This is a genomic window from Leucobacter sp. gxy201, from assembly GCF_051043335.1.
In the GTDB taxonomy this organism is placed as follows: domain Bacteria; phylum Actinomycetota; class Actinomycetes; order Actinomycetales; family Microbacteriaceae; genus Leucobacter.
The window spans coordinates 76,613-99,801 of record NZ_JAMXWS010000007.1 but is presented as its reverse complement, the minus strand read 5'-3'; the positions used below and the strand labels follow the sequence as shown (position 1 = coordinate 99,801).

The 23,189-nt window shown below is 69.6% G+C and carries 18 protein-coding genes; 14 read left to right on the top strand and 4 right to left on the bottom strand.

Features of this window, described 5'->3' with window-relative positions; translation table 11 throughout:
* Positions 1 to 212 precede the first annotated feature (212 nt).
* The 6 genes from NHL51_RS12060 to mnhG are packed head-to-tail and all read left to right on the top strand — an operon-like array spanning position 213 to position 6,523.
* Positions 213 to 3,089 carry a Na+/H+ antiporter subunit A gene (locus NHL51_RS12060; protein WP_434144107.1) on the top strand — a complete coding sequence of 959 codons (2,877 nt, stop codon included), beginning with the start codon at positions 213 to 215 and terminating at the stop codon, positions 3,087 to 3,089.
* Positions 3,086 to 3,604 carry a Na(+)/H(+) antiporter subunit C gene (locus NHL51_RS12055; RefSeq protein WP_434144105.1) on the top strand — a complete coding sequence of 173 codons (519 nt, stop codon included), beginning with the start codon at positions 3,086 to 3,088 and terminating at the stop codon, positions 3,602 to 3,604. The genes NHL51_RS12060 and NHL51_RS12055 overlap by 4 nt, the downstream gene beginning before the upstream one ends.
* The gene (locus NHL51_RS12050; protein ID WP_434144102.1) at positions 3,601 to 5,283 is read left to right on the top strand and encodes a Na+/H+ antiporter subunit D; all 1,683 of its coding nucleotides are present in this window, start codon (positions 3,601 to 3,603) and stop codon (positions 5,281 to 5,283) included. Before NHL51_RS12055 ends, NHL51_RS12050 begins: the two co-directional genes overlap by 4 nt.
* A complete protein-coding gene (locus NHL51_RS12045) occupies positions 5,276 to 5,845 on the top strand; it encodes a Na+/H+ antiporter subunit E (protein WP_434144100.1) in 570 nt (189 codons plus the stop codon). The genes NHL51_RS12050 and NHL51_RS12045 overlap by 8 nt, the downstream gene beginning before the upstream one ends.
* Positions 5,842 to 6,156: a monovalent cation/H+ antiporter complex subunit F gene (locus NHL51_RS12040; RefSeq protein ID WP_434144098.1), complete on the top strand. Its 315-nt coding sequence runs from the start codon at positions 5,842 to 5,844 to the stop codon at positions 6,154 to 6,156. Before NHL51_RS12045 ends, NHL51_RS12040 begins: the two co-directional genes overlap by 4 nt.
* Positions 6,149 to 6,523 (top strand): monovalent cation/H(+) antiporter subunit G, encoded by a 375-nt coding sequence (gene mnhG / locus NHL51_RS12035; protein WP_434144096.1) that lies wholly within the window; start codon positions 6,149 to 6,151, stop codon positions 6,521 to 6,523. Before NHL51_RS12040 ends, mnhG begins: the two co-directional genes overlap by 8 nt.
* A gap of 86 nt (positions 6,524 to 6,609) precedes the next feature.
* On the opposite strand, the gene aceB is transcribed toward mnhG, so the two are convergent.
* Positions 6,610 to 8,250 carry a malate synthase A gene (gene aceB, locus NHL51_RS12030; protein ID WP_434144094.1) on the bottom strand — a complete coding sequence of 547 codons (1,641 nt, stop codon included), beginning with the start codon at positions 8,248 to 8,250 and terminating at the stop codon, positions 6,610 to 6,612.
* Positions 8,251 to 8,393: 143 nt separating this feature from the next.
* Here aceB and NHL51_RS12025 point away from each other — a divergent pair, with 143 nt between their 5' ends.
* The 4 genes from NHL51_RS12025 to NHL51_RS12010 all read left to right on the top strand — a co-directional run bounded on the left by NHL51_RS12025 (position 8,394) and on the right by NHL51_RS12010 (position 11,850).
* Positions 8,394 to 9,872: a helix-turn-helix domain-containing protein gene (locus NHL51_RS12025; protein WP_434144092.1), complete on the top strand. Its 1,479-nt coding sequence runs from the start codon at positions 8,394 to 8,396 to the stop codon at positions 9,870 to 9,872.
* Positions 9,873 to 9,982: 110 nt separating this feature from the next.
* Complete coding sequence (locus NHL51_RS12020) at positions 9,983 to 10,447, top strand: FHA domain-containing protein (protein ID WP_434144090.1); 465 nt, start codon at positions 9,983 to 9,985, stop codon at positions 10,445 to 10,447.
* 1 nt (position 10,448) lies between these two features.
* Positions 10,449 to 11,123 carry a transcriptional regulator FtsR gene (ftsR, locus tag NHL51_RS12015; protein ID WP_434144088.1) on the top strand — a complete coding sequence of 225 codons (675 nt, stop codon included), beginning with the start codon at positions 10,449 to 10,451 and terminating at the stop codon, positions 11,121 to 11,123.
* A 151-nt stretch (positions 11,124 to 11,274) separates the two neighbouring features.
* Positions 11,275 to 11,850: a MerR family transcriptional regulator gene (locus tag NHL51_RS12010; protein WP_434144086.1), complete on the top strand. Its 576-nt coding sequence runs from the start codon at positions 11,275 to 11,277 to the stop codon at positions 11,848 to 11,850.
* A gap of 85 nt (positions 11,851 to 11,935) precedes the next feature.
* Here the strand turns inward: NHL51_RS12010 and NHL51_RS12005 are convergent, their stop codons facing one another.
* Positions 11,936 to 12,778 carry a ParA family protein gene (locus tag NHL51_RS12005; RefSeq protein WP_434144084.1) on the bottom strand — a complete coding sequence of 281 codons (843 nt, stop codon included), beginning with the start codon at positions 12,776 to 12,778 and terminating at the stop codon, positions 11,936 to 11,938.
* A 184-nt stretch (positions 12,779 to 12,962) separates the two neighbouring features.
* Between NHL51_RS12005 and NHL51_RS12000 the strand changes: the two genes are divergently transcribed.
* Complete coding sequence (locus NHL51_RS12000) at positions 12,963 to 16,361, top strand: pyruvate carboxylase (RefSeq protein ID WP_434144082.1); 3,399 nt, start codon at positions 12,963 to 12,965, stop codon at positions 16,359 to 16,361.
* Between the two features lie 97 nt (positions 16,362 to 16,458).
* Positions 16,459 to 16,950 carry a peptide deformylase gene (gene def, locus NHL51_RS11995; RefSeq protein WP_434144080.1) on the top strand — a complete coding sequence of 164 codons (492 nt, stop codon included), beginning with the start codon at positions 16,459 to 16,461 and terminating at the stop codon, positions 16,948 to 16,950.
* A 109-nt stretch (positions 16,951 to 17,059) separates the two neighbouring features.
* Here def and NHL51_RS11990 read toward each other — a convergent pair whose 3' ends face one another.
* Complete coding sequence (locus NHL51_RS11990) at positions 17,060 to 18,889, bottom strand: AMP-dependent synthetase/ligase (RefSeq protein ID WP_434144078.1); 1,830 nt, start codon at positions 18,887 to 18,889, stop codon at positions 17,060 to 17,062.
* Between the two features lie 151 nt (positions 18,890 to 19,040).
* On the opposite strand from NHL51_RS11990, the gene NHL51_RS11985 reads away from it, so the two are divergent.
* A complete protein-coding gene (locus tag NHL51_RS11985) occupies positions 19,041 to 19,715 on the top strand; it encodes a lysophospholipid acyltransferase family protein (RefSeq protein ID WP_434144076.1) in 675 nt (224 codons plus the stop codon).
* Positions 19,716 to 19,816: 101 nt separating this feature from the next.
* Positions 19,817 to 21,187, top strand: a complete 1,371-nt coding sequence (locus NHL51_RS11980; protein WP_434144075.1) for a class II 3-deoxy-7-phosphoheptulonate synthase — start codon at positions 19,817 to 19,819, stop codon at positions 21,185 to 21,187.
* 94 nt (positions 21,188 to 21,281) lie between these two features.
* On the opposite strand, the gene pknB is transcribed toward NHL51_RS11980, so the two are convergent.
* Positions 21,282 to 23,189 carry a Stk1 family PASTA domain-containing Ser/Thr kinase gene (pknB, locus tag NHL51_RS11975; RefSeq protein WP_434144115.1) on the bottom strand — a complete coding sequence of 636 codons (1,908 nt, stop codon included), beginning with the start codon at positions 23,187 to 23,189 and terminating at the stop codon, positions 21,282 to 21,284.

Sequence of the window (23,189 nt, the reverse complement as noted above, 5' to 3'; positions counted from 1 at the left end):
CACGGAGAAGCCCTGGGAGGGGAGGTCCACAGACCGTCCTTCCCGGGGCTTTTCTTATTTCTGCCCCGATTCCCGCACGCGTATATTGCTCCCTGCGCGGCCGGTGGAACTGATCGGCTTCCGGCCCGCGACACTCAGCGGGGGAGTGCGGATTTCCGATAAACTCAACAGAAGTGCCACCGAGCGGGAGCGAGATGCATTTGAGTGCGATGATGGGAGTCCTTCTCGTCCTCGCGACCGTTTCGATCATCGTGCACCCGGTGATGCGCCGCTACGGCCGGCGCGTCTTCATCGGCCTCGCGGCACTGATGGCCGGCTGCTTCATCGTGCTCCTCGGGCTCGTCGGCCGGGTCTTCGGCGGGGAGACATTGGTCGAGGCCATCCCGTGGGTGCCGGAACTGCATCTCACGCTGACCCTGCGGCTCGACCCGCTCTCCGCGATCTTCGCACTGCTCGTCACCGGGGCGGGCGCACTCGTGCTGCTCTACTGCACGCACTACTTCGAAGACGGCGAGGTCGGCCTCGCTCGGTTCGGGGCCGTCTTCATGGGCTTCGCGACCTCGATGCTCGGGCTCGTGCTCGCCGACGACGTCTATCTGCTCTTCATCTTCTGGGAAGCGACGACCGTCTTCTCCTTCCTGCTGATCGGGCACGCGATCCGCCTCCGCACTGCGAACGCGGCGGCGCTCCAGGCGTTGATGGTGACGACGCTCGGCGGCCTCGCGATGCTCGTCGGCTTCGTGCTGCTCACCCAGGCCGCGGGTACTTCACTGCTCTCGGAGATCGTCGCCGCACCGCCGCGTGGGACGCTCGCGACGGTCGCGGTCTACCTGCTCCTCGCCGGAGCGCTCTCGAAATCCGCCATATTCCCCTTCAGCTTCTGGTTGCCGGGCGCCATGGCGGCGCCGACCCCGGTCAGCGCCTACCTGCACGCCGCGGCGATGGTGAAGGCCGGCGTCTACCTGATCGCGCGCATCTCGCCCGGGTTCGCCGACGTGCCCGGTTTCCGCGAAACCCTCGTCGTGCTCGGCGCGATCACGATGCTCCACGGCGGCGTGCGCGCGCTGAAGCAGTACGACATCAAACTGATCGTCGCCCACGGCACCGTCAGCCAGCTCGGCCTGCTCATCATGGTCTTCGGCGTCGGCGACCCCCGCGCCAGCTTCGCCGGGCTCGCGCTGCTGCTCGCGCATGCGGTCGCGAAGGCCCCGCTGTTCCTCGCCGTCGGCATCATCGACCACTCGACGGGCACGCGCGATCTGCGCCGCCTCAGCGGGCTCGGGCGCAAGATGCCGGCGCTCGCGGTCGTCACGACCGCGGCCGCCCTGTCGATGGCCGGCTTCCCGCCCCTCATGGGCTTCGTCGCGAAAGAGGCCGCCTTCACCGAGCTCCTCGCGATCGGGGCGGATCACCCGATCGCATATGCTGCCTTCGCAGTCGTGTTCGTCGGCAGTATGCTCACGGTGGCATACATGGGGCGCCTCCTCTGGGGCGCCTTCGCCCGCAAGCCCGGCGTCGTCGAATGCTCGTTCGTGCACCCGCCCGGCTGGAGCATCGGAGCGGCTCCGTTCGTCTTCTCCCTCCTGGCGCTCGCCGGGGGCGTGGCCGCGCCGGCCGTCGACCGATACCTTCAGACCGCGTTCGCCGGGCCCGCCACCGAGCATCTAGCGCTCTGGCACGGGTTCACCCCGGCGCTCTGGTGCTCGCTCGCCGTGCTGGCGCTCGGCAGCGTCATCGCCCTCGTCTCCGTCAGGCGGGGCCGCATGTTCCCGACCCTGCCCGAACGCTACTCGGCGTCGCACGCCTACTGGGTGGTCACCCATTGGATCGACATCGTTGCGGTGCGGCTCACCTCGCTGACGCAGCGCGGATCGCTGCCGTTCTACCTCGCCGTCATCCTCATCGTCGTGGTGCTCGCGCTCGGCGGGTCCGTGCTCGCGACCCCCATGTGGCCCGAGGAGATCGTGTTCGCGGAGTCGCTCATCGAGTGGCCGATCGCCGCCATCATGATCCTCGCCGCGATCTTCGCCCTGCGCGCCGACACCCGATTCCACGCCGTCGTGCTCGTCGGCATCACCGGCTACGGCATGGCCGCGGTCTTCGCCACCCACGGCGCCCCCGACCTGGCCCTCACGCAGGTGCTCGTCGAAACGGTGACGCTCATCGCCTTCGTCCTCGTCATCAGGCGCCTGCCCAAGAAACTCGAACTCCGCGCGACCAGGCGCGTGCGCTGGCTCCGACTGCTGCTCGGCCTCTCGGTCGGTCTCGTGCTCGGCTGCGTCGCCCTCGTCGCCCTCGGCTCGCGCGTCGCCGACCCGATCTCGCTGCAGCTGCCGGCGCTCGCGGTGAACGGCGGTCACGGAGAGAACGTCGTCAACGTGATGCTCGTCGATATCCGCGCCTGGGACACCATGGGCGAGCTCTCGGTGATCGTCGCCGCGGCGACCGGCGTCGCCTCGCTCGTGTTCCTGCGCACCCGCGCCGATCTGCGCCCCATGATCAGCCGGCGCGCGGCACGCTCGCAGGCGCAGGAGCACCTGCTGCGCGTCGCCGATCCCGAGGACCCGACGAGCCGCGGGTCGTGGCTGCTCGCCGGCCCGCACCTCGACCCGTCGCGCCGCTCGATCATCCTCGAAGTGGTCGTGCGCCTCATCTTCCACGGCCTGATCATCCTGTCGATCTACCTGCTGCTCGCCGGCCACAACGCCCCGGGCGGCGGCTTCGCCGGCGGCCTCGTCGCGGGCCTCGCCCTCGTCGCCCGCTACCTCGCCGGCGGACGGCACGAGCTCGGGGCGACCGTTCCGCTCGATGCCGGCCGCATCCTCGGCATGGGGCTCGCGCTCGCCGTGACGATGGGCATCCTGCCGCTCTTCTTCGGGCAGTCCGCCCTCGCCTCGGCCTGGGTCGACGTCGACCTCGGTCCCTTCGGATCCCTGCCCTTCGTCACCTCGACGCTCTTCGACATCGGCGTCTACCTCGTCGTGTTCGCGCTCGTGCTCGATGTGCTGCGCAGCCTCGGAGTCGAGATCGACGAGCATGCCGAAGCCGAGGCGGCGGGCTTCGAAGAAGAGGAGGTGAAGACGCCATGACGATGCCGTTGATCCTGGTCATCGCGATGGTGGTGCTCTACACCGTCGGAATCTATCTCATGCTCGACCGTACGCTCACGCGTCTGCTGCTCGGCTTCCTGCTCGTCGGCAACGCCACGAACCTGCTCATCTTCCTCATGAGCGGCAGCTTCGGCGACGCGCCGATCGCGGGGGCGACGTCGCCCGACGACATGAGCGACCCGCTGCCGCAGGCGTTCATCCTGACCGCGATCGTCATCACCTTCGGCGTGAGCGCCTTCCTGCTCGCCCTCATCTACCGCTCGTGGCGCCTCGCGCACGACCGCGACGACGCCGTGCTCGACGACGAGGCCGACCTCGAGATCGCCACGACCGAGGCGCTCACGACCATCGAGGTCACCGATGAAGACCTCGAGGAGGCGGACGAGTTCGCCGACGACGACGGGCCCGACGACGAGGACGACGATGGCGCCGATCGAGCGGCCGACGCCTCCGGGACCGCGGCCGCGCCTGCGGGAGAGGAAGGAGCGCGATGATCGCACTGGTTCCCCTCGTCGTGCTGCTGCCGCTCGCCGGCGCCGCGCTGACCCTCGCGCTGCCCGGCTACCGGCGGCTGCAGCAGGCGCTCACGCTCGTCGTGCTGGTAGCGACCGTCGTGCTCAGCGGCGTCTACATGTGGCTCGTCGACGCCCACGGCACCCTCGTGATGGAGGTCGGCGGGTGGGCGGCGCCCTTCGGGATCGCGCTCGTCATCGACCGGGTCTCGGCGCTCATGCTCGCGGTCTCATCGGTGGTGCTGCTCGGCGTCTTCCTGTTCTCGCTCGGCCAGGGCCTCGCCGACGGCGATGACGATACCCCGGTGTCGATCTACTACCCGACCTACCTGGTGCTCGGCGCGGGCGTCTTCAACGCCTTCATCGCGGGCGACCTCTTCAACCTCTACGTCGGCTTCGAGATCCTGCTCGTCTCGAGCTACGTGCTGATCACCCTGAGCGGCACGGCGCACCGCATCCGCGCCGGCATCACCTACGTGGTCGTCTCGCTCGTCTCCTCCGTGCTCTTCCTCGCCGCGATCGCTTTCATCTACGGCGCGACCGGCACCGTGAACATGGCGCAGCTGACCCTGCGCATCGCCGAGCTGCCGGCCGACGTGCAGCTGCTGCTGAACCTCGCGCTGCTCATCGCCTTCGGCATCAAGGCCGCGGTCTTCCCGCTCTCATTCTGGCTGCCCGACTCCTATCCGACCGCGCCCGCGCCCGTGACCGCGGTGTTCGCCGGCATCCTGACGAAGGTCGGCGTCTACGCGATCATCCGCACGCAGACCGGGCTCTTCCCGCATTCGAGCGTCGACGGGCTGCTCTTCGTGATCGCCGGCCTCACCCTTGTCGTCGGCATCCTCGGGGCGGTGTCGCAGCTCGACATCAAACGTCTGCTCTCGTTCACCCTCATCAGCCATATCGGCTACATGATCTTCGGCATCGCGATGGCGAACGCGGCCGGTTTCGGAGCGACGGTCTATTACATCGCGCACCACATCATCGTGCAGACCACCCTCTTCCTCGCGGTCGGCCTCATCGAGCGCAACGGCGGTACGACGTCGCTCTCGGAGCTCGGAGGCATGATGCGGCGCGCGCCCGTGATCGCCGTGCTCTTCTTCATCCCGATGCTCAATCTCGGCGGCATTCCGCCGTTCTCGGGCTTCCTCGGCAAGGTCGGCCTGTTCACCGTGGCCGCCGAGCTCGCTTCGCCGGGCGCCTACTGGCTGATGGGCGTCGGCGCGCTCGTGTCGCTGCTCACCCTTTACGCGCTGGCCCGCGCCTGGGTGCTCGCGTTCTGGCGCCCGCGCAAGCGGGTCGAACCGGTCGACGGCGCGGGCAGCACCGGCGCAGTGCCGGCGCTCAGCGCCGAGGCGGTCATGCTGCGCGAGCGCGAGGAGGCGATGCTCGAGCAGCTGCACAATGCGCCGCACGAGCGGCCGCAGCAGGAGCAGAAGGAGATTCCCCGCCTCATGACCGGGGCGACCGCCGGCATGATCGCGGTGAGCATCGCCCTGACGGTCTTCGCGGGCCCGCTGATGGCGTACTCCTGGCGCGCGGGCGACGAGCTCGCCGCGCCCGAGGGGCTCGTGGTCTCGGTGCTCGGCGAATCGCCCGCCGGCAGTCCCGGCGGCGGCAGCGGCGACACCCATCCCGGTGGGGAGGTGCCGCATGAGTGAGCACGATCGCGCCGAGGCGCCGCGCTCGGCGAAGCGCATCGAATGGGGCGTGCGCCTGCACGAGCTCCCGCTCCTCGTGGGCCTCATCCTGCTGTGGACGATGCTGTGGCGCGAGATCACGCCGATGTCGGTCGTGAGCGGACTCATCGTCTCGATCGTCGCAATGCGCGTGTTCTACCTGCCGCCCGCGTGGCTCGCCGATCGCTTCAACCCGTGGCGCGCGCTGCAGTACCTCGGCTACTTCTTCTGGCACCTGATGATCGCGTCGTGGCAGGTCGCCTGGCTCTCCGTGCGCCCCGGCGCGCCGCCGCGGACCGCGATCATCGCGGTGCGGCTGCGCACCCGATCCGACTTCATCATCACGATGGTCGGGCTCACGATCTCGCTCATCCCGGGCTCCCTCGTCGCCGAGGTCGACCGGTTCGCGTCGACGCTGTACCTGCACGTGCTGAACACGCCGACCCAGCGCGAGATCCGGATCATGCGCGAGACGGTCGCGAAGATCGAACGGCTGATCACCCTGACGGTCGGTTCGGCGAGGGAAGTGGAGCGGTGGCGATGAGCACGACGATGACGGTCCTGGTGATCGCGGCGGGGGCCGGGTTCACGGTGACGGCGCTCGCGGCGCTGGTGCGCATCGTGCGCGGCCCGACGATCCTCGACCGCATGGTCGCCTCGGACGTGCTGCTGACGACGCTGATGCTCGCGGTCGGCACCGACATGATCGTGCGCGGCCACACGGCGAGCATCCCGCTCATGACCGTGATCGCGGCGACGGCGACGCTCGCGACCATCGTGGTGGCGCGCTACGTGAAGCGGCGGGCCGAGCAGGAGGAACGTCGCGGCCCGGGTCGGGGGGTGGGGCATGTCTGAGCAGCTGTTCGATGTCGCGGCGATCATCTGCGTGGTCGGGGCCGCAGCCCTCTCGGTCGCTGCAGGGATCGGCCTGCTCCGCTTTCCCGACGTGCTGAGCCGCCTGCACGCCGCGACGAAGCCGCAGGTCTTCGGCCTGCTGCTCATCATCGCGGGAATCGCCTTCGACCAGCGCTCGTTCACCACGCTCTTCGCGCTGATTCCGGTATTCGTCTTCCAGTCGCTCACGGCGCCGGTCGCCGCTCACATGGTGGGGCGCGCCGCCTACCGCACGGGGCAGCTCGATGACGAATCGCTCGTGATCGACGAGCTCGAGCCCGCGATCCGCCGGGCGCGGGGCGGTGACGGACCCGTCGACACCGAGTAGCGGCGCAGCCGAGCCGCGGCCGCGCACCCGACGAAGCGGCGGCCGATCGGAGGGACTCCGACCGGCCGCCGCATTCGAATCGGGGTCTACCCCTCGACGAGGTAGCGGTCGTAGGCGTGCACCGTGAAGAACGGCGGGAAGTCGCTGCCGAGCGCGTTCTCGGTGAAGATCTGCGCCGCATCGTCGTAGCGGTCGCCCGCGAAGCGCTCGACCTCGCCGAGCGTCTCGTGCAGCAGGGTCTCGACGCGCTCGCGGGTGATGGGCTGGCCGTCGAAGGTGGTCTGATCCTGGTGGATCCACTGCCAGATCTGCGAACGGCTGATCTCGGCCGCCGATGCGTCCTCGACGATGCCGTCGATGACGACCGATCCCTGGCCCCGCAGCCAGGCCTCGACGTAGCGGAGCGTCGCCGTGATGTTGCAGCGGATGCCGGCCTCGGTGATGCCGCGGCCGATGCGCACGTCGAGCAGCTGCGATGCCGTGACCTCGACGTCCTCGCGCAGCCTGTCGAGCTGGTTGCTGCGCTCGCCGAGCACGGCGTCGAACTCCTCCTGCGCGATCGGGATGAGGCCCGGATGGGCGACCCAGGTGCCGTCGAAGCCGTCGTAGGCCTCGCGGCGCTTGTCCGCCCGCATCAGCTCCTCGGCCTCGGCGGTCGCCTCGGGGTGCTCGGTGTTCGGCACGAAGGCGCTCATGCCGCCGATCGCGAAGGCGCCGCGCTTGTGGCAGGTGCGTACGAGCAGCTCGGTGTAGGCCTTCATGAAGGGCACCGTCATCGCGACCTCGTTGCGGTCGGGGAGTACGAAGCGGGCGCCGCGGCCGCGGTAGTTCTTGATGATCGAGAAGAGGTAGTCCCAGCGGCCGGCGTTCAGACCCGCGATGTGATCGCGCATCACGTACAGGATCTCCTCCATCTCGAACGCGGCGGGCAGCGTCTCGATGAAGACCGTCGCGCGGATGGTGCCGTGCTCGAGCCCGAGCGCCTCCTCGGTCCAGGCGAAGACGTCGTTCCAGAGGCGGGCCTCCTCGCTCGACTCGATCTTCGCGATGTAGAAGTAGGGGCCGCGGCCGCGGGCGACGAGCTCGCGCGCATTGTGGAAGGCGTAGAGGCCGAAGTCGAAGAGGCTGCCCGAGGCCGAACCGGCCTGGCCGCGGTCGTCGACGAAGCGGATGTGGCGCTCGCTCAGGTGCCAGCCCCGGGGGCGCATCACGATCGTCGGCGTGCGCTCGGCCGTCACCCGGCGGGTCCCGCCGTCGGCGCCGGTGCACACGAGCTGGTCGCGCACCGCGTCGTAGAGCGAGATCTGGCCGCCGATGATGTTGCGCCAGGTCGGGCTCGTCGCATCCTCGAGGTCTGCGAGCCAGACCTTCGCGCCCGAGTTCAGGGCGTCGACGCTCGAACAGGGGTCGGTCGGGCCGGTGATCTCGACGCGGCGATCCTCGAGCCCCGGTGCCGGGAGAGCGACGCGCCAATCCGCGTCCTCGCGGATATGACGGGTGTCCTCGCGGAACACCGGATCGCTGCCGTTGCCGACCTCGTAGCGGCGGCGCTGGCGGTCGGCGAGGCGGTCGTAGCGCCGGCTGCCGAAGCGGCGGTGCAGTTCGGCGACGAACTGCAGGGCCTCGGGGGTGAGGATCTCGTCGCTGCGGTCGAAGGCGGCGCCGAGGACCTCGACGCGAGCGCCCGTCGCGGTGGGCGGGGCTGCGGTGGCAGTGAGCGGGTTCATGATGCCTCCATGAGGTTCGGGCCGTGAGGGGCGCGGTTTCGGTGTGGTTCTATCTTGAAGGCCTCCGAACTGCTGAGCAGGTCGATATCGAGGGTGAAGAAGTCAGTTTTTTCTGCTTGTCGAAAGAATCGGCATCTGGCAGCATGGTGAGCATGACGATGACCGATGCTGACCTCCGTGCCGCAGAAGAACCCGGCGATGCGCTGACGCTCGGCCGGCGCATCCGCGAGCGCCGGCTCGCGCTCGGCATGAAGCTCGAGCAGCTGGCGCAGGCGGTGGATCGCGCTCCCTCGCAGCTCTCCGCGATCGAGAACGGCAAGCGCGAGCCGCGACTGCCGCTGCTGCGCGCACTGGCCCAGGCGCTCGATTCGACCGTCGACGAACTGCTGATCGACGAGGCTCCGAGCAAGCGGGCGGCGCTCGAGATCGCGGTGGAGCGCGCGCAGCGCGGCGCGGTGTTCCGCTCGCTCGGCATCGACCCCATCCGCGTGTCGAAGGCGACGAGCGACGAGACCCTCAACGCCATCCTGGGCCTGCACCAGGAGGTGGAGCGGCTGCACAGCGAGCGAGCGGCGACGCCGGAGGAGGCCCGTCGCGCCAACACCGAGCTGCGCGAGGAGATGCGCGCCGCGAACAATTACTTCGCTCATCTCGACCGCGAGGCCTCCGAACTGCTCGCGGGCGTCGGCTACACCGGCGGCCCGGTGTCGCAGCAGGCCGTCGCGGGCATCGCCGAGCGCCTCGGCTTCCAGCTGCACTACGTGCCCGACGTGCCGCATTCGACGCGTTCGGTGATCGATCGCCGCAACGGCCGCATCTACCTGAACAGCAATCTGCCGTCGCGCGACGCGCGCGCCCCGATCGTGCGCGCGCTCGCCAGCATCGTGTTCGGGCACGAGGAGCCGCGCAACTACCGGGACTTCCTGCGCCAGCGCGTGGAGATCAACTACCTGGCGGGCGCCGTGCTCGTGCCCGAGGCCGCTGCCGTCGAGATGCTCGCCGAGGCGAAGCAGCAGCGGCGTATCTCGATGGAGGATCTGCGCGATGCATTCGCGGTGTCGTACGAGATGGCCGCGCACCGCTTCACGAACCTCGCCACCGAGCATCTGGGGCTGCCGGTGCACTTCATGAAGGCGCACGAGTCGGGCACGCTCATCAAGGCGTACGAGAACGACGGCGTGCGCTTCCCCTCCGACGCGCTCGGCAATCTCGAGGGCGCGACGGTGTGCCGCAACTGGACGGCCCGTACCATCTTCACGCAGCCCGACCGCTTCAACCCGTGGTACCAGTACACCGACATGGCGTCGGGCGGCACCTACTGGTGCACCTCGCGCGTCGAGAAGGCGAAGGAGGGGCTGTATTCGGTGAGCGTCGGCGTGCGTTTCGAGGATGTGAAGTGGTTCCGCGGCCGGGAGACGTCGCATCGCAGCAAGTCCGACTGCCCCGATGACGCCTGCTGCCGTCGCGCCTCGAGCACGCTGACGCGCAAGTGGTCGGCGGCGGCCTGGCCCGAGGCGGCGACCCCGACCAGTCTGCTCGCCGCACTGCCGACGGGTACTTTCCCGGGCGTCGATACGCACGAGGTGTACGAGTTCCTTGAGTCCCATGAGCGGAGGCCGTGAGAAACGGGCGGATGAGTGCGAGAAGGTGCGCTGCCGGCCCTGCCTGCGCTAGCGTAGAGGCACGGACCGAACGGTCCAGCGCCAGCACGAGCAGAGGGAATGGTGAGAAATTGGACGCCGAGAACCGAGCCCGTCGCGCAGACGATACCGAGGTGCGGGCCACCCAGCAGTTCCGTGACGATCTCGGCGCGATGATCCGCGCCCGTGCGACCGATCTCTCGGTCGACGAGCGCGAGGCCGTCGAGGCGCTGCCCTCGGGCGCAGCGCTGCTGGTGGTGCGACGCGGCCCCGATCAGGGCGCGCGCTTCCTGCTCGACCGGGACATCACCGTCGCGGGTCGCCACCCGGCCGTCGACATCTTCCTCGACGACGTGACGGTGTCGCGCAAGCACGCCGAGTTCCGCCGTGCGGGCACGCAGTTCAGCGTCGTCGACCTCGGCTCGCTCAACGGCACCTACTGCGACGGCGAACGCATCGACGGCGAGCTCGTGCTCCGCGACGGAATGGAAGTGCAGGTCGGCAAGTTCCGCTTCACCTTCTTCGGTTCGCGCTTCGACCTCTCCGCCGAGGGCTGACGTGGCGGCGGCAAACGCGCGCCCCGAGTCCTCCCACCTGCTCAGCATCGGGCAGGTGCTCGCCCGGCTGCAAGACGACTTCGCCGACGTCACCCCGTCGAAGCTGCGCTTTCTCGAAGAGCAGGGCCTCGTGGCCCCCGAACGCACGAAGTCGGGCTACCGCAAGTTCTCGCAGGAGCACATCGAGCGCCTGCGGCTGATCCTCACGCTTCAGCGCGACCATTACCTGCCGCTCAAGGTCATCGCGGAGGTGCTGGAGGAGATCGATGCGGGCAACGACCCGATCATCCCCGGTGCGGCCGCGCGCAGCGCCTCGAGCGTGCTCGTGCCGAAGCACGTGCTCAGCGGCGACGAGCTGCGACGCGCGACCGGCGCGAGCGCCCGGTTCCTGGGCGAGTCGATCGCCGCGGGGCTGCTGCCGGCGGCCGAGGTCTTCCCGCACGACGCCGTGGCGCAGCTGACCGCCCTCATGAAGCTCGCGGAGCGGGGGATCACCCCGCGTCACCTGCGCGCGGTGCGGGTCGCGGCCGAGCGCGAGGCCGAACTCGTGGCGCACGCGGTGTCGACCCGCGGGGTGAAGAGCAGCACTCCGGCGGGCATCGAGGACTCGCTCGAGATCGCCGGATACCTCGAAACGGTGCGCTCCGGCGTGTTGCGGCGCCGCTTCGGGTCGTAGGGGGAACCGCGATTTCCGCATGAATTCAACCTTAAGGTTCAACTTGAGGTCGACACGCGGAAGATGGAGCCCGGCGGTCGTTGCACGGGGGTGCCCGGCTGGGTACGGTTGATGAAGTTCGACGCGTCGTGTGTCGGTGGAAAGGACCCGCATGGAGACCCCCGAGCAGACCCCCGGTACTCCGGAGCCGGTCTCCATCGACCCCGACCTGCTCTTCGACGACGGTCTGCCGAAGCCGAATCAGGACGGCGGTTTCAAGGGCGCGACCGCTGCGCGCGCGGCGGGCATCAGCTACCGGCAGCTCGACTACTGGGCCCGCACCGGGCTCGTCGAACCGACCGTGCGCGGTGCTGCGGGATCGGGGTCGCAGCGCCTGTACGGCTTCCGCGACATCCTCGTGCTCAAGCTCGTGAAGCGCCTGCTCGACACCGGAATCTCGCTGCAGCAGATCCGCACCGCGGTCGCGCAGCTGCACGAGGCGGGCGTGCGCGACCTCTCGCAGACGACCCTCATGAGCGATGGGGCGAGCGTCTACCTGTGCACCTCGAACGACGAGGTCATCGACCTCGTGAGTCGCGGTCAGGGCGTCTTCGGCATCGCCGTCGGCAAGGTCCTGCGCGAGGTGGAGACTTCGCTCGTCGATATGGACGACCATCGCGACCAGGCGGCGGGAGCCGCGAACGATGAGCTCGCCGCTCGCCGCTCCGCGAAGAAGAAGACGTCGTAGTTCTCGCGGGCACGGCCCGCCGACGAGAACGGCCCCGCGAGCTTTCGAGCTTGCGGGGCCGTTCTCGTTCCGTGACGGGGAGCGCCTATTCGGCGGCCTCCGCGTCGACGGTGACCGTCGTCATGCGGCTCGCGGCCCCGCCGGCCTGCGGCGCGTCCATGCCCGCCGACCGCAGCACCCGGTCGAGCACCGCGTCGAAGTTCGCCGCCATCTCCTGCGATGCCTCGCCCGGCCACATGTGCACGGGCTTCGCGGCGCCCTGCGCCTGCTGCAGCGACGGGCGTTCGGGCAGCTGCGGGTTCAGAATGAGCGGCCCGAACATCTCGCGCAGCTCGCGGATGCGGAACTGGTGCTCGAGCGAACTCGGCTGCGTGCGGTTGATCAGCACGCCGAGGGGCTGGAGCCTGGGGCTCACGCCGCGGCGGATCTCCTCGATCGCGCGCAGGGCGCGGTCGGTCGCGGCGACCGCGAAGAGGCTGGGCTCCGACACGACGAGCACGCGGTCGCTCGCGGCCCAGGCGGTGCGGGTGAGCGCGTTCAGCGACGGCGCGCAGTCGATGAGTACGAGGTCGTACTCGGACTCGACCATCGCGAGCGCCTCCTCCAGCTTCCAGATGTCGCGGGTGGAGGGGTGCGGGCCGTCGAAGTTGATCGCCGACGGGCTGCCGACCAGGAGGTCGATCTTGCCGCCCTCGTGGTACCGGTTCCACCCGCTCTCGGCGATGGCCGCGCGAACGGTTTTCTCCTTCGGGCTCTCGAGCACCTCCGCGACATTCGCGTGGCCCTCGGGGTTCACGTCGAGCCCGGTCGAGACATCGGACTGGGGGTCGAAATCGACCACCAGGGTCCGCAGCCCGCGGGAGAACGCGGCCGAGGCGAGGCCAAGTGTCACGGTCGTTTTGCCGACGCCGCCCTTTAGGGAACTCACACTCAATACATGCACACCACGAGTTTAGTCGATACCCGCGGAATGATCGCTGGAGAAGTGCGGAGCATGACGACCGGTGACCCGCGGCGTGCGCGTGGGCACGTGAATCCATGTATCTTGATATCGAAAGTTCTTCGGTCTGGGCAGCCGCTGATCCGGTCAGATTACAGAGGGGTACTCCTGCATGTTCAAGAAAGTTCTGGTCGCCAACCGTGGCGAGATCGCGATTCGAGCGTTCCGCGCCGCTCATGAGCTGGGCGCTTCCACCGTCGCGGTGTTCCCGTACGAAGACCGGAATTCGCTGCACCGCCTGAAAGCCGATGAGGCGTACCTCATCGGCACCGAGGGGCACCCCGTGCGCGCCTACCTCGATGTCGACGAGATCGTGCGCGTCGCGGTCGAATCGGGCGCCGACGCCATCTACCCGGGCTACGGCTTCCTCTCGGAGAACCCCGAGCTCGCGGGCGCCGCGGAGGCCGCGGGCATCCGCTTCATCGGCCCGGGCCGCCTGGCCCTCGAGATGGCCGGCAACAAGGTCGCCGCGAAGGAGCACGCGATCGCCGCGGGCGTTCCCGTGCTGAAGTCGACCCCGCCGTCGAAGGATCTCGAGGCCCTCGTCTCGGGCGCCGCCGAGATCGGGTTCCCGGTCTTCGCGAAGGCCGTCGCCGGCGGCGGCGGGCGCGGCATGCGCCGCGTCGAGCGCGCCGAAGACCTGCGCGACGCACTCGAATCGGCCATGCACGAGGCCGAGAACGCCTTCGGCGACTCGACCATGTTCATCGAGCAGGCGGTGCTGCGCCCCCGCCACATCGAGGTGCAGGTGCTCGCCGATAAGACCGGTGCCACGGTGCACCTCTTCGAACGCGACTGCTCGGTGCAGCGCCGCCACCAGAAGGTCGTCGAGATCGCGCCGGCGCCGAACCTGTCCCAGGAGAAGCGCGACCAGTTGACCGCCGATGCGATCGCGTTCGCGAAGTCGATCGGCTACGAGAACGCCGGCACCGTCGAGTTCCTGCTCGACACCGAGGGCGAGCGCTCGGGCGAGCACGTGTTCATCGAGATGAACCCCCGCATCCAGGTCGAGCACACCGTCACCGAAGAGGTCACGGACGTCGACCTCGTGCGCGCGCAGATGCTCATCGCCTCGGGCTCAACGCTCGAGGAGCTCGAACTGCGCCAGGAGGACATCCACCTGCGCGGCGCGGCGCTGCAGTGCCGCATCACGACCGAGGATCCGGCGAACGGCTTCCGCCCCGACCTCGGCCGCATCACGGCATACCGCTCGCCGGGCGGCGGCGGCGTGCGCCTCGACGGCGGCACCACCGCGACCGGCGCGCAGATCAGCCCGCACTTCGACTCGATGCTCGCGAAGCTCACCTGCCGCGGCCGCAGCTTCGAAGACGCGGTCATCCGCGCCCGTCGTGCGCTCGCCGAGTTCCGCATCCGCGGCGTGGCCACCAACATCCCGTTCCTGCAGGCCGTGCTCGCCGACGCCGACTTCCGCGCCGGCGACCTCTCGACCTCGTTCATCGAGGAGCGCCCCGAGCTGCTCTCCATGAACAAGCCGAAGGACCGCGCGACGCGCATTCTGCAGCACGTCGCCGGTGTGACGGTGAACCGCCCGAACGGCGAGCGCGGCAATCACGGCGACCCCGCCGCGAAGCTGCCGGCCGTCGACCTGTCGCAGACCGTGCCGGTGGGCCACCGCGAGAAGCTCGTCGAGCTCGGCCCCGAGGGCTTCGCCCGTGCGCTGCGCGAGCAGAAGGCGCTCGCCGTGACCGAGACGACCTTCCGCGATGCGCATCAGTCGCTGCTCGCGACCCGCGTGCGCACGAAGGACCTGGTGCGGGTCGCCCCGCACGTCGCACGGCTGACCCCGCAGCTGCTCTCGGTCGAGGCCTGGGGCGGCGCCACCTACGACGTGTCGCTGCGCTTCCTCGGCGAAGACCCGTGGGAGCGTCTGGCGAAGCTGCGCGAGGCGATGCCGAACGTGCCGATCCAGATGCTGCTGCGCGGCCAGAACACGGTCGGCTACACGCCGTATCCCGCGAAGGTCGCGCAGGCCTTCGTGAAAGAGGCCGCGGAGACCGGCATCGACATCTTCCGCATCTTCGACGCCCTCAACGACGTCGACCAGATGCGCGTCGCGATCGACGCCGTGCGCGAGACGGGCACCGCCGTCGCCGAGGTCGCCATGGCCTACACCGGCAACCTCGCCGACCCGGCCGAGACGAAGTACGACCTCGACTACTACCTGCGGCTCGCCGACGAGATCGTCGCCGCCGGCGCCCACGTGCTCGCCATCAAGGACATGGCGGGCCTCCTGCGCCCGGCCGCCGCGACGAAGCTCGTCACCGCACTGCGCGAGCGCTTCGACCTGCCGGTGCACCTGCACACGCACGACACCCCGGGCGGCCAGCTGGCCACGCTGCTCGCGGCCTCCGCTGCGGGCGTCGACGCGGTCGACGTCGCCTCGGCGCCGATGTCGGGCACGACCTCGCAGCCGTCGCTGTCGGCGCTCGTCGCGGCCCTCGCCGACACCGAGCGCGACACCGGGCTGTCGCAGGAGGCGGTCTACGCGCTCGAGCCGTACTGGGATTCGGTGCGCAGCCTGTACAAGCCGTTCGAGTCGGGGCTGCCGTCGCCGACCGGCCGCGTCTACACGCACGAGATCCCGGGCGGTCAGCTCTCGAACCTGCGCCAGCAGGCGATCGCCCTCGGCCTCTCCGACAACTTCGAGAAGATCGAGGACATGTACGCGGCGTCCGACCGCATCCTCGGCCGTATCCCGAAGGTGACCCCGTCGTCGAAGGTCGTCGGCGACCTCGCGCTGCACCTGGCGGCGGTCGACGCCGACCCGGCCGATTTCGAGGCGAACCCCGAGAAGTACGACGTACCCGACTCGGTCGTCGGCTTCCTCGCCGGCGAGCTCGGCGAGATCCCCGGCGGCTGGCCCGAGCCCTTCCGCTCGAAGGTGCTCGCCGGCCGCACGGTCGACATCGCGATCGCCCCGATCTCGGAAGAGGACGCGGAGCTGCTGGGCGGCACGAGCGACGAGCGCCGTTCGGCGCTCAACCGCCTGCTGTTCCCGCAGCCGACGCGGCAGTTCGAGGCGTCGCGCGAGCAGTACGGCGACCTCTCGGTGCTCGAGACCGTCGACTACCTCTACGGGCTCGAGCCCGGCGAGGAGCGGGCCATCGACCTCGCGAAGGGCGTGCGCCTCTACGTCGCGCTCGAGGCCATCGGCGCCGCCGATGAGAAGGGTATGCGCACCGTGATGCTGCGCGTCAACGGTCAGGGCCGCCAGGTCTTCGTCAAGGACGAGCACGTGACCGTGTCGGTCGTCGCGGCGGAGAAGGCCGACCGCACGGTTCCCGGTCAGGTCGCGGCGCCGTTCTCGGGCACCGTGACCCAGAAGGTCGAGGTCGGCGATCAGGTCGAGGCGGGCCAGCCCGTCGCGACGATCGAGGCCATGAAGATGGAGGCCGCGATCACCGCCCCGGTCAGCGGCACCGTGCAGCGCCTCGTCTTCACGGGCGCGCGTCCCGTCGATGCGGGCGACCTCGTGCTCGTCATCGAGTAGGCCGCGGGCCGCGGCCCGCCCATCGCACGCGCAGCGCCCGCCCCTCGGTTCGTCCGGGGGCGGGCGCTGCGCGTGCGTGCGTCTAGACTGGAGTGCTATGGCGATTCGAGATATCCGAGTGTTCGGCGACCCGGTTCTGCGCACCGTGTGCGAGCCGATCGATCAGATCGACGACGGGGTGCGCGCGCTCGTCGCCGATCTCTGCGAGACGGTGGCGTTCGACGGCCGCGCCGGCCTCGCCTCCACGCAGATCGGGTACACCCAGCGCGCCTTCAGCCTGCACATCGACGGGGAGGTCAGCTACGTGCTGAACCCCGAGATCGTCGAGCTGCGCGGCGAACCGGCGCCGACGGGGGAGGGCTGCCTCTCGGTGCCCGAGCTGTGGTTCGATGTGCCGCGCTACCCGTACGCCAAGGTGCGGGGCACCGACCTCGACGGTCGCGAGGTCGTGATCGAGGGGGAGGGTCTCCTGGCGCAGGCGCTGCAGCACGAGTGCGACCACCTCGACGGCAAGCTCTACCTCGCGCGCCTCGACCGCGAGACGCGCGGCGAGGCGATGCGCCGCATCCGCACCTCGCCCTGGTTCTGATGGGGGGGGGCTCTGCTTCTGACGAGGCCCTGATGCTGACGGGTCCCTGTTCTGAAGCCGCGCAGACGCGTGCGGGCGGCCGGCGACCCGGCCGCCCGCACGACTCGCCCTAGTGGGGCAGCGTGACGGCGATCGTCTCGGGGTTGTCGCCGTAGAGCTTCGCGATCTCATCGGAGAAATCGCGCAGGATGTTGTCGCGCTTGATGCTCATCTTCGGCGTCAGGTGCCCGTTCGCCTCGATGAACTCGGTCGGCAGGATGACGAACTTGCGGATCGACTCTGCCCGTGAGACGTAGGCGTTGCCGCTGTCGACAGCGCGCTGCACTTCCGCGAGCACCTTCGGGTGCTTCGCCGCCTCCTCGAGCGTCATGCCCGGATCCTCGCCCTGATTCTTCAGCCACGCGGGCAGCATCTCGGGGTCGAGGGTGACGAGGGCGGCGATGAAGGGCTTCTGGTCGCCGACGACGACGACCTGGCCGATGATGGTGTTCGAACGGATCGGATCCTCGAGCACGGCCGGTGCGACGTTCTTGCCGCCTGCAGTGACGATGATCTCCTTCGTACGGCCGGTGATCGAGAGGTAGCCGTCCGCGTCGAGCGACCCGAGGTCGCCGGTCTTGAAGAAGCCGTCGTCGGTGAACGTGGCGCGCGTCGCCTCGGGGTTCTTCCAGTACTCGCGGAAGACGTCGATGCCCTTGACCTCGATCTCGCCGCTGTCGGCGATGCGCACGGTGTGCCCGGGCAGGGCCGGGCCGACCGTGCCGATCTTGAACTTGTCGGGCAGATTCACCGTCACCGGCGCCGTCGTCTCCGTGAGGCCGTAGCCCTCGAGGATCTTGACGCCGAGGCTCCGGTAGAAGTGACCGAGGTAGCGGCTGAGCGGCGCCGACCCCGAGATCGCGTACTTGACGCGGCCGCCGAGCTTCTCGCGCAGCTTCGAGTACACGAGCTTGTCGAAGATCTTGAACTTCAGGCCGAGCATGAACGGCACGCTGCCGGCGTCGAGCGCCTCGGAGTGCGCGACCGCGACCTTCGCCGCCGTGCGGAAGATCTTGCCCTTGCCCTCTGCCTCGGTCGACTGCTCGGCCGAGTTGTAGACCTTCTCGAACACGCGGGGCACCGCGAGCAGGAAGGTCGGCTGGAACGTCGCGAGCGACGGCAGCAGCTTGCTCGTATCGGGCTGGTGGCCGACGCGTACGCCGGAGTGCACGGCGAGCACCGAGATGAAGCGGGCGAAGACGTGCGCGAGTGTCACGAAGAGCAGGGTCGACGCCCCCTTTTCCTCGACCACCTCGGAGAGCGAGGCCGCGGCGTTGCGCGAGAGGTCGACGAAGTTCGAGTGGGTGAGCACGCAGCCCTTCGGCCGCCCGGTCGATCCCGACGTGTAGATGAGGGTGGCGATGTCGCTGCCGACCGCGATGCCGCGGCGGCGTTCGATCTCCTCGTCGGTCACGTCGCGGCCGCGCTCCTGCAGCTGCGCGATGCCGCCCTCGTCGAGGCGCCAGCGCAGCGAGATTCCGGGCAGCTCGGTGACGATCTCCTCGAGCCGCTCCGCATGCTCGGGGCTCTCGGTCATCATGCCGCGCGCTTCGGAGTCCTCGAGGATCCATTGGATCTGCAGCGGCGAAGAGGTCTCGTACACCGGCACCATGATCGCGCCGGCGTAGTGCAGCGCGAAGTCGATCAACGTCCACTCGTAGCTCGTCTTGCACATGAACCCGATGTGGTCGCCGGGCTCGACCCCGTCTGCGACGAAGCCCTTCGCCGTCGCGATGACCTGGCGGCGGAACTCGGCGGCGGTCACATCCTGCCAGCCGCCGTTCGCCGGGACGGCGAAGAGATGCCGTTCGGGCGTCGCCGCCACGCGCTGCTCGAGCAGATCGGTGATGTTGTCCTCGGGAACGGGGTTCACGAGAATCGGGGACTCAGACAGTTGCACGGCAGCTCCTTCGATACCTTCAGTGCCGGTCACTTCCAGGGATCGACGAGTGCGTCCGCGATCCCTGCGCGTACCCATCAGCCTATACTCATTCCCGACGACGACCCGGGCCTCGGCTAGGGTTGTGCGAGTCGAGAGGAAAACGCCGCGCGTGCTGTACTGGATATTCAAACACCTGATCATCGGGCCGTTTATGAAGACCGTCTATCGGCCGTGGGTGGAAGGAGCCGAAAATATTCCGGCCTCCGGGCCGCTGATTATTGTAGGTAATCACCTTTCTGTGATCGACTCCTTCATCCTCCCGCTGATGATCGATCGGCGCGTCTACTTCCTCGCGAAGAGCGACTACTTCACCGGCAAGGGGCTGAAGGGCCGGCTCATCGCATCGTTCATGCTCGGCGTCGGCCAGCTGCCCATCGACCGCTCGGGCGGCAAGGCCTCTGAAGCCTCGTTGAACACCGGCCTCAGCGTGCTCGACCGCGAGGACGTGCTCGGCATCTATCCCGAGGGCACCCGCAGCCCCGACGCGAACCTCTACCGCGGGCGCACCGGCGTCGCGCGCCTCGTGCTCGAATCGGGTGCGCTCGTCGTGCCCGCCGTGATGATCGACACCGAGAAGGCCATGCCGATCGGCGCGCGGCTCCCCAAGATCCGACGCATCGGCACCGTGATCGGCAAGCCGCTCGACTTCTCGCGGTTCCAGGGCATGGCCGCCGACCGTTTCGTGCTGCGCAGCGTCACCGACGAGATCATGCTCGAGATCCAGAAGCTCAGCGGGCAGCAGTACGTGGACGTCTACGCTTCGAGCGTACGGGCCCGCGGGTGATCTTCGCGGCGGGGTTCGGGTAGTAGGCTGAAAGGGTTGCCCGAACCCGGGCGACGCGCGCGACCGCGCGCACTCTCTTCCGATTGATCGAGGGAATCCCGATGACGATGCAGACTCACGACACCGCCTCCGCCAGCGCGTTCGCCGAGCTCGACGCCTATCGGGCTCTCGAAGCGAAGCAGCAGCCGACCTGGCCCGATCCCGCGGCCCGCGATGCGGCCGTCGCCGAACTCGCCACCCAGCCGCCGCTCGTCTTCGCCGGCGAAGCCGACCAGCTGCGCGAGCGCCTCGCGGCCGCGGCTCGCGGCGAAGCGTTCGTTCTTCAGGGTGGCGACTGCGCCGAGACCTTCGCCGCGGCGACCGCCGACAAGATCCGCGACCGCGTGAAGACGCTGCTGCAGATGGCCGTCGTGCTCACCTACGGCGCGTCGATGCCCGTGATCAAGGTCGGCCGCATGGCGGGCCAGTTCGCGAAGCCCCGCTCGAGCGACTCCGAGACCCGCGAGGGCGTCACGCTGCCCGCATTCCGCGGCGACCTCGTCAACGGCTACGACTTCACCGAGGAGTCGCGCACCGCCGACCCGTCGCGCCTCGTGCGCGGCTACCACGTCTCGGCCTCGACGCTGAACCTCATCCGCGCCTTCACCCAGGGCGGCTTCGCCGACCTGCGCCAGGTGCACGAATGGAACAAGGGCTTCGTCTCGAACCCGGCGCGCCAGCGCTACGAGTCGCTCGCCGCCGAGATCGACCGTGCATTGAAGTTCATGGACGCGTGCGGCGTCGACCACACCGCCCTCACGCAGACCGAGTTCTACGTCAGCCACGAGGCGCTGCTGCTCGACTACGAGCGGCCGCTCGTGCGCGTCGACTCGCGCACCGGCGACCTCTACGACACCTCGAGCCACATGCTGTGGATCGGCGAGCGCACCCGCGACCTCGACGGCGCGCACGTCGACTTCCTGTCGAAGGTGCGCAACCCGATCGGCGTGAAGCTCGGCCCGACGGCTACCGTCGACGACGCGCTGCGCCTGATCGACAAGCTCGACCCCGAGCGCGAGCCCGGCCGCCTCACCTTCATCACCCGCATGGGCGCCGGCAAGATCCGCGACGTGCTGCCCGGCCTCCTCGCCGGCGTGCGCGACGCGGGCGCCCAGCCGCTGTGGGTCACCGACCCGATGCACGGCAACGGCATCACCACGGCGACCGGCTACAAGACGCGCCGCTTCGACGACGTCATGGACGAGATGCTCGGTTTCTTCGAGGCGCACCGCGAGGCGGGCACCTTCCCGGGCGGCATCCATATCGAGCTCACCGGCGATGACGTGACCGAGTGCCTCGGCGGCTCCGAGAACATCGATGAAGAGGCGCTGGCGACGCGCTACGAATCGCTCTGCGACCCGCGCCTCAACCACATGCAGTCGCTCGAGCTCGCCTTCCTGGTGGCCGAGGAGCTGAAGCGCATCCCGCGCTGACGCACGGATTCCGGCCGACGGGGCGGGGGAGCGGTTCGCCGCGCCCCCGCCCCTCTCGTCTTCGGCCCCGTGCGCGCCGCGGGCGGAAGAATGCTCAGAGGTCGAGGGCGGCCTTGACGCGCACGGCCGCGCCCGCGGGTACTTCTTCCCCGGCCTTCGGGTCGGTGCCGCTCGCCCGCGCGAGCGGTCGCAGCGAGTCGGGCACTAGCGTCGACGGCGAGAAGCCGGCCTGGGCGAGCGCGTCCATCGCCTCCTGCAGCCCCATGCCCGAGACGTCGGGCACGGGGAAGAGCTCGGGGCCGAGCGAGACGCGCAGGCCCACGGCGTCGCCCGGGCGCACCGGGTCGGTGGTCGGGATCAGCGCGATCACGCGGTCCTCGGGCACCTGGGCGTCGTACGCCTCTTCACGCAGGCCCTGATCGAGCGTGAGGCCGGCGGCGCTCAGCACCGACTCCGCCTCCTTGGGCTTCAGGCCCGCGACGTCGGGCAGCGGGCCGGCCGAGGCGATCAGGTCGACGCGTCCCTGCTCGGCGTAGGTCTCGCCGAGGCCTGCGCCGTCGCTGTCGAGGGCCGCCACTACGGTGTGCTCGGCCTCGGCCCCGAAGCGCTGCTCGATCACCGAGCCGAAGGTGAACCCGGCGTCCGTGATCGCGCGTTCGGCCTCGTCGACGGTGAGGCCGACGAGGGTCGGTACCGCGATCTGCTCGGGTCCGCTCGACCGGCACAGCCGCACGGTGCTGCCGCGATCGAGACGCGTTCCGGCCTCGGGCTCCGTGCGGGCCGCGAGACCCGCGGCGACGTCGAGGCTCGAGCAGTCGAACACCTCGGCCTCGAGGCGCGCTTCCGCGAGCGCCGCGACGGCCGCATCGACCTCGGCCCCCGCGACCTCCGGCACCGTCGCCTGCGAGCCCGGGCCGAGCCCGAACCACCAGCCGACGCCGCCCGCGAGCAGCACGAGCAGCACCACGACGAGCGCGATCACCCGGCCGCGCACCGCACGGGCCCGCCCGGCCGATCGCGCCCGCTCCGTGGCCGGCGCCGGCGCGATCCGGCCCGTCTCCTCCTGCGATGCGGCGGGATCCTCCGCGAGCAGCTCCCGCTGCGCGGGCGCGAGCACGGCGGTCGCCGGAGTGGCGAGCACCGAGGTCTCATCGGCATAGGGGAGCACGCGGGTGCTCGTCAGCGGCGATCCCTGGCGGATCGCCGCCAGATGCTCGAGCGCCTCACCCGCATCGCGGGGCCTGAGCTCGGGGTCGCGCTGCGTCGTCCAACGCACGAACTCGTCGAGCTCGGGCGTCGACTCGGGGCTCTTGAGCGACGGCACCGGCACATCGGAGTGGGCGTGCTGGTAGGCGATCTGCATCGGCTGTTCGCCGGTGAAGGGCTGCTCTCCGGTCAGCATCTCGTAGAGCATGATGCCGAAGGCGTAGAGGTCGCTGCGCGCATCCGCGACGCCGCGCGTCACGAGCTCGGGGGAGAGATAGGCGATGGTGCCGAGCAGCGCCTGGCCCGTGGTCGTATTCGCGCTCACCGCACGGGCGAGGCCGAAATCGCCGAGCTTGATGCGGCCGTCGTCGGCGAGCAGCACGTTCTCGGGCTTCAGATCGCGGTGCACGATGCCCGCGCCGTGAGCCGCGGCGAGGCCCGAGAGCACCGCCTCGCCGATCTCGAGCGCCTGCTCGGTCGTGAGCCGCTTCTGCTGCTTCAGCAGGTGCCGCAGCGTGATGCTCGGCAGATACTCCATCACGAGGTAGGTGCGGCCCGCGTCGTGGCCCTGGTCGAGCACGCTCACGAGGTTCGCGTGCGAGAGCCCGGCGGCGCTGCGGGCCTCCTGCTCGAAGCGCCGCGTGAAGTTCTCGTCCTCGGCGAGGTGCGCGTGCATCACCTTGACGGCGACGCGGCGCTCCAGGCGCAGGTCGTGTGCGAGGTACACCATCGCCATGCCGCCGCGGGCGATGCGCGAACGGATCGCGTATCGCTCGTCGAGCGTCTGCCCGATCAT

What these genes read in the sequence shown, in the direction of transcription:
- NHL51_RS12040 (WP_434144098.1), top strand. Translation starts at nt 5,842, where the DNA reads ATGAGCACGACGATGACGGTCCTGGTGATCGCGGCGGGGGCCGGGTTC.
- NHL51_RS12045 (WP_434144100.1), top strand. Translation starts at nt 5,276, where the DNA reads ATGAGTGAGCACGATCGCGCCGAGGCGCCGCGCTCGGCGAAGCGCATC.
- pknB (WP_434144115.1), bottom strand. Translation starts at nt 23,189, where the DNA reads ATGATCGGGCAGACGCTCGACGAGCGATACGCGATCCGTTCGCGCATC.
- NHL51_RS11980 (WP_434144075.1), top strand. Translation starts at nt 19,817, where the DNA reads ATGACGATGCAGACTCACGACACCGCCTCCGCCAGCGCGTTCGCCGAG.
- NHL51_RS12000 (WP_434144082.1), top strand. Translation starts at nt 12,963, where the DNA reads ATGTTCAAGAAAGTTCTGGTCGCCAACCGTGGCGAGATCGCGATTCGA.
- mnhG (WP_434144096.1), top strand. Translation starts at nt 6,149, where the DNA reads ATGTCTGAGCAGCTGTTCGATGTCGCGGCGATCATCTGCGTGGTCGGG.
- def (WP_434144080.1), top strand. Translation starts at nt 16,459, where the DNA reads ATGGCGATTCGAGATATCCGAGTGTTCGGCGACCCGGTTCTGCGCACC.
- NHL51_RS12055 (WP_434144105.1), top strand. Translation starts at nt 3,086, where the DNA reads ATGACGATGCCGTTGATCCTGGTCATCGCGATGGTGGTGCTCTACACC.
- NHL51_RS12060 (WP_434144107.1), top strand. Translation starts at nt 213, where the DNA reads ATGGGAGTCCTTCTCGTCCTCGCGACCGTTTCGATCATCGTGCACCCG.
- aceB (WP_434144094.1), bottom strand. Translation starts at nt 8,250, where the DNA reads ATGAACCCGCTCACTGCCACCGCAGCCCCGCCCACCGCGACGGGCGCT.
- NHL51_RS12010 (WP_434144086.1), top strand. Translation starts at nt 11,275, where the DNA reads ATGGAGACCCCCGAGCAGACCCCCGGTACTCCGGAGCCGGTCTCCATC.
- NHL51_RS12025 (WP_434144092.1), top strand. Translation starts at nt 8,394, where the DNA reads ATGGTGAGCATGACGATGACCGATGCTGACCTCCGTGCCGCAGAAGAA.
- NHL51_RS12050 (WP_434144102.1), top strand. Translation starts at nt 3,601, where the DNA reads ATGATCGCACTGGTTCCCCTCGTCGTGCTGCTGCCGCTCGCCGGCGCC.